This is a genomic window from Pseudomonas sp. GW822-FHT05A08 (genome assembly GCF_058800485.1).
Map to the genome: position 1 here is coordinate 5,291,971 of NZ_CM179511.1, position 14,204 is coordinate 5,306,174.

At 63.0% G+C, this 14,204-nt stretch carries 13 protein-coding genes and 1 pseudogene; 4 read left to right on the top strand and 10 right to left on the bottom strand.

Annotation, left to right across the window (positions count from 1 at the left end):
- Positions 1-20 precede the first annotated feature (20 nt).
- Entirely contained in the window at positions 21-3,491 is a 3,471-nt protein-coding gene (locus AC3RCP_RS23635) for a hybrid sensor histidine kinase/response regulator (protein ID WP_492570859.1), read from the top strand.
- A gap of 15 nt (positions 3,492-3,506) precedes the next feature.
- Here AC3RCP_RS23635 and AC3RCP_RS23640 read toward each other — a convergent pair whose 3' ends face one another.
- Positions 3,507-4,874, bottom strand: a complete 1,368-nt coding sequence (locus AC3RCP_RS23640; RefSeq protein WP_178081116.1) for a DNA recombination protein RmuC — start codon at positions 4,872-4,874, stop codon at positions 3,507-3,509.
- A gap of 175 nt (positions 4,875-5,049) precedes the next feature.
- Positions 5,050-5,373, bottom strand: a complete 324-nt coding sequence (locus tag AC3RCP_RS23645) for an SEL1-like repeat protein (RefSeq protein ID WP_009045091.1) — start codon at positions 5,371-5,373, stop codon at positions 5,050-5,052.
- A gap of 941 nt (positions 5,374-6,314) precedes the next feature.
- Between AC3RCP_RS23645 and AC3RCP_RS23650 the strand changes: the two genes are divergently transcribed.
- From AC3RCP_RS23650 to AC3RCP_RS23660, 3 genes are all read left to right on the top strand, one after another.
- Positions 6,315-6,539: a hypothetical protein gene (locus AC3RCP_RS23650; protein ID WP_007927809.1), complete on the top strand. Its 225-nt coding sequence runs from the start codon at positions 6,315-6,317 to the stop codon at positions 6,537-6,539.
- A gap of 273 nt (positions 6,540-6,812) precedes the next feature.
- On the top strand, positions 6,813-7,295 hold the full coding sequence (locus tag AC3RCP_RS23655; RefSeq protein ID WP_492570858.1) for a hypothetical protein: 483 nt from the start codon (positions 6,813-6,815) through the stop codon (positions 7,293-7,295).
- Between the two features lie 145 nt (positions 7,296-7,440).
- Entirely contained in the window at positions 7,441-8,724 is a 1,284-nt protein-coding gene (locus AC3RCP_RS23660; RefSeq protein WP_492570857.1) for an OmpP1/FadL family transporter, read from the top strand.
- Positions 8,725-8,797: 73 nt separating this feature from the next.
- On the opposite strand, the pseudogene AC3RCP_RS23665 reads toward AC3RCP_RS23660, so the two are convergent.
- The 8 genes and pseudogenes from AC3RCP_RS23665 to cobU form a co-directional block, all read right to left on the bottom strand.
- Positions 8,798-9,344: pseudogene (locus AC3RCP_RS23665) on the bottom strand (glutathione peroxidase).
- 30 nt (positions 9,345-9,374) lie between these two features.
- Positions 9,375-9,536, bottom strand: a complete 162-nt coding sequence (locus tag AC3RCP_RS23670) for a hypothetical protein (protein WP_007927805.1) — start codon at positions 9,534-9,536, stop codon at positions 9,375-9,377.
- Complete coding sequence (locus tag AC3RCP_RS23675; protein ID WP_101338787.1) at positions 9,533-10,735, bottom strand: MFS transporter; 1,203 nt, start codon at positions 10,733-10,735, stop codon at positions 9,533-9,535. The genes AC3RCP_RS23670 and AC3RCP_RS23675 overlap by 4 nt, the downstream gene beginning before the upstream one ends.
- A gap of 51 nt (positions 10,736-10,786) precedes the next feature.
- The gene (locus AC3RCP_RS23680; protein WP_007927803.1) at positions 10,787-11,191 is read right to left on the bottom strand and encodes a MarR family winged helix-turn-helix transcriptional regulator; all 405 of its coding nucleotides are present in this window, start codon (positions 11,189-11,191) and stop codon (positions 10,787-10,789) included.
- 82 nt (positions 11,192-11,273) lie between these two features.
- The gene (locus AC3RCP_RS23685; protein WP_492570855.1) at positions 11,274-12,005 is read right to left on the bottom strand and encodes an adenosylcobinamide-GDP ribazoletransferase; all 732 of its coding nucleotides are present in this window, start codon (positions 12,003-12,005) and stop codon (positions 11,274-11,276) included.
- A 2-nt stretch (positions 12,006-12,007) separates the two neighbouring features.
- On the bottom strand, positions 12,008-12,583 hold the full coding sequence (cobC, locus tag AC3RCP_RS23690) for an alpha-ribazole phosphatase family protein (RefSeq protein WP_007927801.1): 576 nt from the start codon (positions 12,581-12,583) through the stop codon (positions 12,008-12,010).
- Complete coding sequence (gene cobT / locus AC3RCP_RS23695) at positions 12,580-13,635, bottom strand: nicotinate-nucleotide--dimethylbenzimidazole phosphoribosyltransferase (RefSeq protein WP_492570854.1); 1,056 nt, start codon at positions 13,633-13,635, stop codon at positions 12,580-12,582. Before cobT ends, cobC begins: the two co-directional genes overlap by 4 nt.
- On the bottom strand, positions 13,632-14,153 hold the full coding sequence (gene cobU, locus AC3RCP_RS23700) for a bifunctional adenosylcobinamide kinase/adenosylcobinamide-phosphate guanylyltransferase (protein WP_101338790.1): 522 nt from the start codon (positions 14,151-14,153) through the stop codon (positions 13,632-13,634). The genes cobT and cobU overlap by 4 nt, the downstream gene beginning before the upstream one ends.
- Positions 14,154-14,204: the final 51 nt, after the last annotated feature.

The window sequence follows — 14,204 nt, forward strand, 5'->3', positions numbered from 1 at the left end:
CCTTTATGTTCGGAGTTTCCATGTCGCTGTCCAGCGGGCTGATCGCCATCGTCGCCCTGGCCTATATGGCCATCATGTTCGCCATCGCCTTTTACGGTGACCGTCGCAGCGCGCCCTTGCCGCCGCGGGTGCGTGCCTGGGTGTACAGCCTGTCGCTGGCGGTGTATTGCACCAGCTGGACCTTCTTCGGCGCCGTCGGCCAGGCCGCCGAGCAACTCTGGTCGTTCTTGCCAATCTACCTGGGGCCGATCCTGCTGCTGGTACTCGCGCCCTGGGTCCTGCAAAAGATGGTGATGATCAGCAAGCAGGAAAACATCACCTCCATCGCCGACTTCATCGCCGCGCGCTACGGCAAGTCCCAGACCCTGGCGGTGGTGGTGGCGCTGATCTGCCTGGTCGGCGTGCTTCCTTATATTGCCCTGCAGCTCAAGGGCATCGTGCTTGGCGTGGACCTGCTGATCGGCGCGGGTGCCGATACCATGGGCACCCGCGCCCAGGACACGGCGCTGATCGTGTCGCTGATTCTGGCGCTGTTCACCATCGTCTTCGGTACCCGCAACCTCGACGCCACCGAGCACCACCGAGGCATGGTGCTGGCGATTGCCTTCGAATCCCTGGTCAAGCTGCTGGCCTTTCTCGCGGTCGGCGCCTTTGTCACCTATGGCCTGTACGACGGTTTCGACGACCTGTTCAGCCAGGCCATGCTCGCCCCGCGCCTGGAGCAGTACTGGGAAGAAACCATCAACTGGCCGTCGATGGTAGTGCAGACCGGCGTCGCCATGATGGCGATCATCTGCCTGCCGCGGCAGTTCCACGTCACCGTGGTGGAGAACATCGAACCCCAGGACCTGCGCCTGGCCAAGTGGGTGTTTCCCGCCTACCTGGCCCTGGCCGCGCTGTTCGTGGTGCCAATCGCCCTGGCCGGGCAGATGCTGCTGCCCAGCTCGGTGCTGCCGGATTCGTTCGTCATCAGCCTGCCCCTGGCCCAGGCCCATCCGGCCCTGGCCGTGCTGGCCTTCATCGGCGGCGCGTCGGCCGCCACCGGCATGGTGATCGTCGCCAGCGTGGCCCTGTCGACCATGGTCTCCAACGACATGTTGCTGCCCTGGCTGCTGCGTCGGCAGAGTGCCGAACGGCCCTTCGAAGTGTTCCGCCACTGGATGCTCTCGGTGCGCCGGGTCAGCATCGTGGTCATCCTGCTGCTGGCTTATGTCAGCTACCGCCTGCTGGGCTCCACCGCGAGCCTGGCGACCATCGGCCAGATCGCCTTTGCCGCGGTGACCCAACTGGCCCCGGCCATGCTCGGCGCGCTGTACTGGAAGCAGGCCAACCGCCGCGGCGTGTTCGCCGGATTGGCGGCCGGCACTTTCCTGTGGTTCTACACCCTGGTCCTGCCGATCGCCGCCCACAGCCTGGGCTGGTCGCTGAGCAGCTTCCCGGGCCTGGCCTGGCTGCACGGCAACCCGCTGAACCTGCCGATCACCCCCTTGACCCAAGGTGTGGTGCTGTCGCTGGCCGGCAATTTCACCCTGTTCGCCTGGGTCTCGGTACTGTCGCGTACCCGGGTTTCGGAGCACTGGCAGGCCGGGCGCTTCATCGGCCAGGAAATCAGCGGTCGCCCCAGCGCCCGCTCGATGCTCTCGGTGCAGATCGACGACCTGCTCAAGCTCGCCGCGCGTTTTGTCGGGGAAGAACGGGCCCGCCAGAGCTTCATCCGCTTTGCCTACCGCCAGGGCAAAGGCTTCAACCCCAACCAGAACGCCGACGGCGAATGGATCGCCCACACCGAACGCCTGCTGGCCGGCGTGCTCGGTGCATCGTCCACCCGCGCGGTGGTCAAGGCCGCCATCGAAGGGCGGGAGATGCAGCTCGAAGACGTGGTGCGCATCGCCGACGAAGCCTCGGAAGTGCTGCAATTCAACCGGGCCTTGCTGCAAGGCGCGATCGAGAACATCAGCCAGGGCATCAGCGTGGTCGACCAGTCCCTCAGGCTGGTGGCCTGGAACCGTCGCTACCTGGAACTCTTCAACTACCCGGATGGGCTGATCAGCGTCGGCCGGCCGATCGCCGACATCATCCGCCACAACGCCGAACGAGGCCTGTGCGGGCCGGGCGAGGCCGAAGTGCATGTCGCCCGCCGCCTGCACTGGATGCGTCAGGGCCGCGCCCACACCTCCGAACGGCTGTTCCCCAATGGCCGGGTGATCGAGTTGATCGGCAACCCGATGCCCGGCGGCGGCTTTGTCATGAGCTTCACCGACATCACCCCGTTCCGCGAGGCCGAACAGGCCCTCACCGAAGCCAACGAAGGCTTGGAACAACGGGTCGCCGAGCGAACCCAAGAACTGTCGCAACTGAACGCCGCGCTGACCGAGGCCAAGGGCACCGCCGAGGCCGCCAACCAGTCCAAGACTCGTTTCCTGGCGGCGGTCAGTCACGACCTGATGCAACCGCTGAATGCCGCCCGGCTGTTCTCCGCCGCCCTCTCCCACCAGGACGACGGTTTGTCCGCCGAAGCCCAGCAATTGGTCCAGCACCTGGACAGCTCCCTGCGCTCCGCCGAAGACCTGATCAGCGACCTGCTGGACATCTCCCGCCTGGAAAACGGCAAGATCAATCCGGAGCGCAAGCCGTTCGTGCTCAACGAACTGTTCGATACCCTGGGGGCCGAATTCAAGGTGCTGGCCCAGGAGCAAGGCCTGCAATTCCGCCTGCGCGGCAGCCGTCTCAGGGTCGACAGCGACATCAAGCTACTGCGCCGGGTTCTGCAGAATTTCCTGACCAATGCCTTCCGTTACGCCAAGGGGCCTGTGCTGCTGGGCGTGCGCCGCCGCGGCAACCAGCTGTGCCTGGAAGTCTGGGACCGTGGACCGGGGATTCCACTGGATAAGCAGCAAGTGATCTTCGAAGAATTCAAACGCCTCGACAGCCACCAGACCCGCGCCGAAAAAGGCCTGGGCCTCGGGTTGGCGATCGCCGACGGGCTGTGTCGCGTGCTCGGTCACGGCCTGCAAGTACGCTCCTGGCCGGGTAAGGGCAGCGTCTTCAGTGTCAGCGTGCCTTTGGCCAAGGCGGCCGTCAGTGCACCGAGGCAGGTGGCCGAACTCAACGGCCATCTGCTGTCCGGCGCCCAGGTACTGTGTGTCGACAACGAAGACAGCATCCTGATCGGCATGAACAGCCTGCTCAGCCGCTGGGGCTGCCAGGTCTGGACCGCGCGTAACCGCGAAGAATGCGCGGCGCTGCTCAATGATGGCGTGCGCCCGCAACTGGCATTGGTGGACTATCACTTGGACGATGGCGAAACCGGCACCGAGGTCATGGCCTGGCTGCGTACCCAGTTGGGTGACCCGGTGCCAGGCGTGGTGATCAGCGCCGACGGGCGCCCCGAGATGGTCGCCGAGGTGCACGCCGCTGGGCTGGACTACCTGGCCAAGCCGGTGAAGCCCGCGGCGTTGCGGGCGCTGCTGAGCCGGCATCTGCCGCTCTGACCTTCCGCCCCCGGGTCAATCCGGCAGTTCGAGCAACGCGCCGTCGGCATCGGTCATCGCCCGCTCCAGCAGGTCCGCCGGCAGGCTCTTGCTGGCACGCGCCCCGAGCAACCGCAGTTGCTCGCTGCGGCTGACCAGGTTGCCACGCCCCTCGGTCAGCTTGTTGCGCGCGGCGCTGTAGGCCTTGTCCAGTTGCTGCAGACGATTGCCGACTTCATCCAGATCCTGAATGAACAACACGAACTTGTCGTACAGCCAACCGGCGCGCTCGGCGATTTCCCGGGCGTTCTGGCTCTGCCGCTCCTGCTTCCACAGGCTGTCGATCACTCGCAGGGTAGCCAGCAAGGTGGTCGGGCTGACGATCACGATATTGCGGTCGAAGGCTTCCTGGAACAGGTTGGGCTCGGCTTGCAAGGCGGCGGAAAAAGCCGCCTCGATGGGTACGAAGAGCAACACGAAATCCAGGCTGTGCAAGCCTTCCAGACGCTTGTAATCCTTACCGGCCAGGCCTTTGACGTGATTGCGCAAGGACAGTACGTGCTGCTTCAGCGCCGCCTGGCCGATCACTTCATCGTCCGCCGCGACAAACTGCTGGTAGGCGGTCAGGCTGACCTTGGAGTCCACCACCACCTGCTTGTCACCGGGCAGCATGATCAGCACGTCGGGCTGGAAACGCTCGCCGTCGGGCCCTTTGAGGCTGACCTGGGTCTGGTACTCACGACCCTTCTCCAGGCCGGCATGCTCCAGTACCCGCTCGAGAATCAGCTCGCCCCAGTTGCCCTGGGTTTTCTGGCCCTTGAGCGCACGGGTCAGGTTGGTCGCCTCGTCGCTCAAGCGCAGGTTCAGCTGTTGCAGGCGCTCGAGCTCCTTGCCGAGGGAAAAACGCTCGCGCGCTTCGGCCTGATAACTCTCTTCGACCCGCTTCTCGAAGGACTGGATGCGCTCCTTGAGCGGGTCGAGCAATTGTCCGAGACGCTGCTGGCTGTTCTCGGCAAAACGCTGCTCACGCTCGTCGAAGATCTTGCCCGCCAGCTCGGCGAACTGCGCCCGCAGCTCGTCCCGCGAGCCTTGCAGGTCGCTCAGGCGTTGCTGGTGGCTTTCCTGCTGCTCGCGCAACTCGGCATTCAATGACGCGGCCTGGGCATCCAGGCGCCGCAGCTCGGCTTCCTTGCTAGCCCGTTCAAGGTTCCAGGCGTGGGCGGCATCACGGGCGTTGTCGCGTTCGATCTGCAACAACTCGACTTCCCGGCGCACCGCCGCCAGATCGGCCTGCTTCACGGCATTGGCCTGGCCCAGGTCGCTGATCTCGTCGCGACAGGCATCCAGTTGGGCGTTCAAGCCATCCTGCGCCAGCAACGCCGTGGCCAGGCGTTCCTCCAGCAGGGACAGTTCGGTTTGGCGGGAGCTCAGACGGCGTTGCAGTTGCCAGGCAAGCGCCACCAAGGGCAATGCCGCGCCTGCCAGACCGAGCAGTACGCTGGTCAAGTCCATAGCCATAGCCACTCCAGACAGTGAAATAAAGCTTGAAGGTTAACCAAGGGACCGAGGCTTGGACAGCTCAGTCTTCGATCTGGCCAAGCTCCAGCTGGGCGCGGCGATCGCCAGCCCGTGCCGCCTGGCGCAGCAGGTCATGACCGATCCGCCGATCGCGGGCGTTGCCGCATTCGCGGCACATCAGTTGGCCGAGACGGCTCTGCGCCGCCACTACCCCTTCCCGGGCAGGTTGCTTGAGCAAACGCCCGGCAAAGTGCTTGACGTTCCGGTTATCACCCAGGCGCGGGCTGTCGAGCAGCCACATGGCCACACGTAACGAAAAACGCTTGGGCTCGGTAACACTGGAAGAGGCAGAGGTAACAGAAGGTGACACTGAGCGAAACTTCATAAAGCACTGTAGGGCAGATCGGAAGGCGCGCCACTCTACTCCTTTTTTCACACGCGTAAAGTCGAAAAAACTCGGCACGCCCGTGCTAGAGCAAGCGCTTGGGACAATCCACAGAAGCTGTGGATAACTCAGTGGACAACCGCCCTACAAGTCTCCGAAAGCCGCATGGGACGGGGCCCGCAGTCAAACTGACGATTTTTTCACCAGTAAAAAAAACCGATGTTTTTCATTGACTTAAATTTTCATCGCAGGCATTGGAGGGCCCGACAGGTGAGGTGACAGGCCGGTGACAGTCCGCGCAACTATTGTGCACAAGTACCCTTGATCCGGTTATATCGGTGCACCTTTTTCGCCCGTTCACGGGAGAACGGCAGCGAAGACCAAAGCTCCAGTAACAACTTTCTGCTCAACTACGGTGGAAAGGCCGGCCTGCCTCGTTCACGACCTCGCCCCTGTGACGCTCATAACCATTTTGCCTAACACACTTGCACCAGCTACATCAATCCGTTATCATCCACAGCGTTAGTACCAAGCTGAAAGTCAATTCTGGTCGAACAAGTCCCCCGGTTCAGCTTCCCTGAAGAGAAGTTTCTACCGACTACACGGGATCGACCACCTCGCTGGTTTCCAGGTAAAGCTTTCGCCGACACTGCCTTTGAACACATTGCAAAGGATGTCGCGAAACCCTTTTTACTCTGACCGAACCAACCTGCAAATTGATCAGGATCTTCACCTGGGGCCCAGAACCTTAACCCCTGCTGTGATTGCCTGCCCTCCTAAGTACCTACCTGCCAGCCCTAGCGCGCACTTGATAAAGCGCTTCCAACTGGCTGCTTTGTTCCAGTCGGGTTCTTCGTTCGACCAATGGTGGTCGGCGTTACTGGAACGTTTTAACGTTGCACGGTTCTTAACCGTGTCATTTGTAGGAACACCCAATAACTATGTCTACTCAAATCCAGACTCAGGATGCCATTCGCACCCTTACCAATGCTTTTGCTCCAATGAACTGCCTGATCATGGCCGCTCGCAAAGGCTGCTTCAGCTTCACCCTGGTCAACGAACACGGTATCGCTCGTCACAGCGAACGCCTGTACCCCGATCAGTATTCCAGCGCCGAGCCGCTGCAAGCGGTGATCGAGCGCACCCGTCAGGCCCTGACCGCCTGAGACGCCAGAGCGCTGAAAACCCGAAGCCCCGCCTGAATAGCGGGGCTTTTTATTACCTGTTATTTCGATTTTCCCGCCTTCGGCTAAAGCACCATCCGGTATAACGGTTATAACAGGAAGCCGGAAATATTTTAAAAACAGGCCTTTACAGCAACGATATGACACTACACTTCAACTCAAGCGGCATGATCCGCTTCCGGCGAGCCTGACCGATCCATCGCTGCCAAGCTCCCCCATCAGGCCTCGCCGGCCACTTCACGCTTCGAGGGCTTTATGGGTATTGCCGCCAGCGAACTGTGCCGCTACGTGATCCGCCCGACCCTGATCTATCTGGGCAATCACAGTCGCACCGCAGAATCATTGCTGCTAGGCATCGCCGCCAGTCAATCCGCCCTCGGCTCCGCCCTGCACGACCGCAGAGGCCACGGCCTCTACCGCATCGCCGAACCCCGCCACCAGGCACTCTGGGACCACTACCTGGCCCTGGACCCGGAACGCGCCAGCCTGGTTCGCGGCCTGGCCAGCCAGCATGCATTCCTCAGCGGGCCGCATCTGGAACTGACCGTCAACCTGCGTTACGCCACCGCCATCGCCTGGCTGCTGGTAGAAGAGCAGAACACCCCGCTCCCCGAAGCCAATGACCTGGTCGGCATGGCTCGTATCTGGAAGCAGATCTTCCAGCCACAAGGACGTCTGCGGGACTTCGCCGATGCCTGGCAGACCTGTGTTGCGCCACTGAATCAGGTCGCCTGCTGACCGGACTTTTTGCAAGATCGCGCAAACAACCGCAATTTTGGTCGGATTGTCCTACAAAACCGCTCTATCTCAAGCCATACAGCCTATAGCGTTGAGGAGGAAATGTTGGTAATTTTCGCTCCGGTGATCACCAGGAGTTCTAATAATGAAAAAAGTAATACTCAAAACCAGTCTTAGCCTTGCCGTTGCCATGGCATCCACCCAACTTTTCGCAAGCGGCTTTGCCCTGAACGAACAAAGCATCAGCGGCATGGGTACTGGTTTCGCCGGTCGATCCTCTGCTGCCGACGATGCAAGCACAGTTTTTGGTAACCCTGCCGGTATGTCGCGCCTGAAACGCCAGCAAGTCACTGGCGGCCTCGCGGCCATCGACGCGTCCACCGATATCAACGACGCCAGCGGTAGCCAGAGAGGGACCAACAAAGGCGATATGGTGCCGTTCACCGCCGTCCCAATGGCCTACTACGTCAAGCCTATCGATGACCAGTGGGCCTTCGGCCTGGGTGTCTACGCCCCGTTCGGCCTGATCACCGACTATGAAAGCGGCTTCCAGGGCCGTAACTTCGGCAGCAAAAGCGAAGTTAAAGTCGTCACCTTCCAGCCAACCGTCAGCTATGCCTTCAACGACAAGGTGTCGATCGGTTTCGGCCCGACCATCAACCGCATCTCCGGCACCCTGGAATCCGCGCTGACCACGCCACTGTCGCCTAACGATGGCAATGTCCAGATCAAGGGTGACGATATCGGCTACGGCTACAACATCGGTGTGCTGGTCCAGGCGACCGACACCACTCGCGTGGGCCTGACTTATCACTCGAAGGTCAAGTACAAGCTGGAAGGCCACACCGAAGTCAGCCCAGGCGCCGGTACTCCGGGCGCCCTGCTGCGCGGTGCTCGCTACGACGCCTCGCTGGACATCACCACCCCTGAGTCGGCCGACCTGTCGGTGACCCAGGACCTCAACGATGCCTGGAAACTCTACGCCGGTGCGACCTGGACCCGCTGGAGCCGCCTGAAAGACATCACCGTACAAAACGAAGGCGTAACCGCCGGCGCCGGTGGTCTTCTGGCCCCGGGCGCCCTCAGCTCCATCAAGGAAGAACAGAACTGGCACGACACCTGGGCCTATGCCATCGGTACTTCCTACCAGTTGAACAAGCAGTGGGTATTGCGTACCGGCCTGAGCTTCGACCAGTCGCCGGCCAACAACACCAACCGCTCGCCACGCATCCCTACCGGCGACCGGACCATCTTCAGCCTCGGCGCCGGCTGGAGCCCAACTGAAGACCTGACCATCGACGTGGCTTACTCCTACCTCAAGGAAGAGAAGGTCAAGGTCAACAACCACAATACGCTCGGCCAGTCTTACAGCGCCGAGTACGAGAACAGCGCAAACGGCTTCGGCGTGGGTGCAACCTACCGCTTCTAAAGCCTGACGGCCTGAACGAAAAAGCCCCCGCATCCAAGGATGCCGGGGCTTTTTTATTGGCCGTGGATAAATCTCAAGGCTTGGACGCCAGCGCCTGTTCCACGGCCTCGATCAGCTCAGGACTGTCCGGCTTGGCTGGAGAAATTGGCGATCACCTTGCCCTGGCGATCGACCACATACTTGTAGAAATTCCACTTCGGCGCACTGCTCTGCTCGGCCAGAACCTTGAACAGGTGCACCGCGTCCGGGCCTCGGACCTGCTGCGGCTCGGTCATGGTGAAGGTGACGCCGTAGTTCGCATAACAGACCTTGGCCGTCTCCGCGCCATCCTTGGACTCCTGCTTGAAGTCATTGGACGGCACGCCTACCAGCTCCAGCCCCTGATCCTTGTAACGCTGGTACAACGCCTCGAGCCCCTTGAACTGCGGGGCGAAGCCGCAAAAGCTCGCGGTATTGACCACCACCAGCGGCTTGCCGGCAAAGCGTTGGCACAGGTCGATGGACTCCTTGGCGCGCAGCTTGGGCAGCGAGCCCTGCAACAGCGACGGGCATTCGCCCGCCCAGGTCGAACCGGCAAACACCATGAGTACAGCTGGAACAGCAAGCCAGCGCGCCAACATATTCAACTCCTTGAAAGTACCGTCAAAGGGTCAAACTACTCGCCCGGCGGACGCCCTAGCAAGCGCTTCCTGGCAGACGCCCATGCCCAACTGCATCAGCGCCAGCCCACCCTGGTGCCAGCCCCACCAGGCCACCGCCAACAGCGCGACAACAGCCACCAGACTGACCCAGCGCAAGCCTGTCCGGCTCATGCCGCGCTCGCCTGCAGACGGGCAACCGGACGCTCGCGCACCGGCCAGTTCAGGGCCGCGGCCAGCAAACTGAGGAGAATCGCCACCTGCCAGATCAAGTCATAACTCCCGGTTCGATCGTAGACCACCCCGCCGAGCCAGCCGCCGAGGAACGAGCCCAACTGGTGAAACAGAAACACGATGCCGCCCAGCATGGACAGGTTGCGCACCCCGAACAAGGTGGCCACCGTGCCATTGGTCAGCGGCACCGTCGACAGCCACAGGAAGCCCATGGCCATGCCGAACAGATACGCGCTGAGTTGCGTCACCGGCAGCCAGAGAAACAGGCCGATGACCACCGCGCGTAACAGGTACAAACCGGTCAGCAAGCGCGGTTTGGACATGCGCCCACCCAGCCAGCCGGCGGTATAGGTACCGAAGATATTGAACAGGCCGATCAGCGCCAACACCGTGGTGCCCACCGTGGCCGGCAAGTGCTGGTCCACCAGGTAGGCCGGCAAATGCACGCCGATGAATACCACCTGGAAACCGCAGACGAAAAAGCCGAACGCCAGCAGCCAGAACCCGGAATGGGAACAGGCCTCACGCAACGCCTCAGAGAGGCTCTGCTCATGGCCCAGGCTGGGCAGCGGCTTGTCCTTGAGCATGCTCACCAGCGGCACGATCAATGCCACCAGCAACCCCAGCACCAACAGTGCCGAGGACCAGCCGAGCCAGCCGATCAAACCCAGGGTGCCCGGCAGCATGGCGAACTGACCAAACGAACCGGCCGCACTGGCGACCCCCATGCCCATGCTGCGTTTCTCCGCCGGCAGCGCGCGCCCCACCACGCCGAGAATCACTGAAAACGAGGTCCCCGAAAGCCCGATACCGATCAGCAACCCGGCACTCAGCGACAGTGACAGTGGCGAATCGGCCAACCCCATGAACAACAGACCCACGGCGTACAACACGCCGCCGACCAGCACCACCTTGGCCGCACCGAAGCGGTCGGCCAGGGCTCCAGTGAAGGGCTGGGCCAGGCCCCAGATGAGGTTCTGCAGGGCAATGGCAAAGGCAAACACCTCGCGCCCCCAGCCGAATTCCGCGCTCATGGGCGGCAGAAACAGCCCGAAGCCATGTCTTACCCCCAGGGACAAGGCCAGGATCAGCGCACTCCCGAGAAGAACCCAACCGCTGGTACGCCACATCGAAGTCATTTTATTCTCCATTTACGGGTATATACCCGCTTATCATCGAACGAAAGGCCTTCACGCCAGTTCGTTCAGCAAGGCCAGCAAGGTTTCGCGTTTTTCTGCACCCAGACGATCGATCAAGCGCTGTTGCGCCGCTTCCCAGGCCGGCAAGGCCGCCAGCAGTCGCTGCTGACCCTCATCAGTCAGCTGGACGATGCGATTGCGTTGATCCTCGCCTTCGGACAGCCGGACCAGGCCCTCGCCTTCCAGCACCCGCAGGTTACGGCCCAGGGTACTGCGGTCAAGGCCCATGGCCTCGGCCAGGCTGGAAATGCTCGGTTGGTCCAGGCGCTGCAGGTTGCTCAGCAAGGAATACTGGGCAACGTTGATCCCGAAGCCGTCGAGAGCGCCGTCGTAGAACCTGCTGACGCCACGGGCGGCGCGCCGCAGGTTGGTGCACAGACATTGAGAAGGAAGCATGTTGCGTGTATATACCCGCGATTAAGGGAATGCAAGAAATTTGCATAGTTCAGGGCGCGAATAAAACCCGCGCTCCGCCTTTCTAGAACAGCGCCAACCCCACCAGGACCGCCACTTCCAACAATTCCAGCAGAGCGCCCGCCGTGTCCCCGGTGGTGCCGCCCAGACGGCGCAGCATCAGCTGACGCAAACCGGCAAACACCAGGCCCGCCAGCAGCAACGCCAACACCACGCTATAGCCACCGAGCACTACGCACACCAACACAGCAAGCGCCAGCACCCACTTGCCGGCCAGATGTGGCAGATGATTCGCCAACGCCTGCCCAAGGCCTCCAGGGCGCACATAAGGCGTGCAGAGGAACAATCCCAGCAAGGCGCCGCGACCGATCAGCGGCGCCAGCAGCAAGGCAACGCCGGCCTGCTGCTCGATCAGCGCCACCAGCGCGGCGAACTTGAGCAGCAACACCAGCCCCAGGGTGACCACGGCAATCGGCCCGCTGCGCGGGTCCTTCATGATCGTCAGCGTGCGCTCGCGATCGCCGAAGCCGCCCAGCCAGGCATCCGCGCTGTCGGCCAGCCCATCCAGATGCAAGGCACCGCTGAGCAGCACCCAGACCGTCAGCAACAACGCCCCATGCAGCAACGGCGGCGCGCCCATCAACAACTGGTTCAGCCCCCAGAGCAGCAGCCCGAACAGCAGGCCGATCAACGGGTAGAACAACAACGACCGGCCCATTTCCTCGGGCGACGGCATGCCCGGCAAACGCACCGGAAAACTGCTGAGAAATTGCAGGGCGATCCAGAATGGCAGCACGCTCAGACTCCTTCGCTCAATACCAGGCCAGCCTCGACAGTCAGGGCGAACAAGGCACCGTGAGCAACCTCGACATTCAGTAACTGCTCGCGCGGCAAACCTCGGGCCCGGGCCAGCAACAAGCGCATCACCCCGCCATGACTGACCAGCAGCACCCGCTCGCCGGCATAACGCTGATGCAGACGTTCGACCGCCCCCAGCACCCGCGCGGAAAACGCCAGCACCGGCTCGCCCTGCGGCGGGGTAAAGGCATAGGGATCGGCCCAGAACCGCCCCAGCGCCTCGGCGTCGGTCGCCATCAGCGCCGCCGCGCTCTGCCCTTCCCAGGCACCGAAATGCAGCTCCTGCAGATCCGGGTCCAGGGTCACCGGCAGCGCCAGGCGCGCCCCCTGTTCCTCGGCAAAACGCGCGCAGCGTTGCAAGGGCGAACTCACCAGCCGATCCCAGGGCCCCCGGCCTGCGACAGCAGCACGCATCTGCTGCCATCCGGCATCGGTCAGGGCATCGTCGAGGCTGCCGCGCAGGCCACCACCGAGCTCGGTTTCGCCGTGGCGCAGCAGGTCCAGGCGCAAGGTCATGCCGGACGATCCGCCACGGCCGCTTCGGCAAAAGTCGCCATCTGCCCGTGCAGGTCGCAGGCCAGGCGCAGCAACGGCACCGCCAGCGCCGCGCCACTGCCCTCACCCAGGCGCAGGCCGAGGTCCAGCAAAGGCTCGGCCTCGAGGGTTTGCAGGATATGCCGATGCCCCGGCTCGGCCCCACGGTGGCCGAACAGCAGCCACGGGCGGCACTCGGGGTTCAGCCGCACCGCCACCAGCGCCGCCACGCTGCAAATGAAACCATCGACCAGCACCGCGACGCCTTCCTGGGCACAGGCCAGGTAGGCCCCAACGAGCGCGGCGATCTCGAAACCGCCAAGGTTGAACAAAGTCTGCAAGGCATCGCCACGCTGGGCGGCATGCCGGCTCAAGGCCCGCTCGATCACCTGCGCCTTGTGGCTGACACCCGCCGCATCCAGGCCGGTGCCCGGCCCCGCGAGGTGCGCCACCGGAATATCCAGCAAGGCGCAGGCCACGGCGCTGGCCGCGGTGGTGTTGCCGATACCCATCTCGCCGCCGATAAACAGTTCGCTGCCCTGCTCGACGGCCCGCAGCACACTGTCACGTCCGGCCTGCAGAGCCTGCTCGCCCTGGGCCTGGGTCATGGCCGGCCCCTCGACGAAGTTCCGGGTGCCCGCCCCCAGGTTCAAATGCCGCACGCCGGGCAGGTTCAAGCCGGGCGTCACCGTGCCGAGATCGACCACTTCCAGGCGTGCCCGCAGCTGCCGCGCCAACACGCTGATGGCAGCGCCGCCGCTGACGAAGTTGTGCAGCATCTGCCCGGTGACTGCCTGCGGATAAGCCGAAACGCCCTCGGCCACCACCCCGTGGTCGCCGGCGAAAATCGCAATCCACAGCTGCTCCAGGCCAGGCTTGACCCGCCCCTGCAAGCTGGCCAGCTGTACCGCGACCCGCTCCAGCTGCCCCAGCGAACCCGCGGGCTTGGTCAATTGCTGCTGGCGCGACTGCGCCGCCTCCAGGGCTTGAGTGTCGAGCGCCTTGCACGGCCGCAGCCACCAGAAGTCATTCATAACGCAGCTCCTTTCAGAGTCAGGGGCAGGCCGGCCACCGTCAGCACTACCCGCTGACAACGCTCGGCCAGGGCTTGATGCAGCCAACCGGCTTCATCGACATAACGGCGAGTCAATTCGCCCAGCGGCACGACACCCATTCCGGTCTCGTTGCTGACAAAAATGATTTCGCCCGGCAGCGACGCCAGGCACTCCAGCAGCGCTTCGCGCTCACTGGCGAGCCGCTGGGCATCCTCCAGCAGCAACAGGTTGGTCAGCCACAAGGTCAGGCAATCCACCAGCAGGCAGCGCTCGGCGCTCGCGCTTTCGCGCAGCACCCGCGCCAATTCCAACGGCTCCTCGATCAATGCCCATTGGGCCGGACGCCGTTCGCGGTGATGCGCGATGCGCTGACTCATTTCGCCGTCCAGCGCCTGGCTGGTGGCGATATAGGTCACGGCCAGGCCGCTCTTGCCGGCGAGCTTTTCCGCCAGGCGACTCTTGCCGGAACGGGCACCGCCGAGGATCAGTTGCAACATGCTTGGAAACCCTTGAATTGAGGTACAGCCACAGCGGCGCGGCAATGCCGG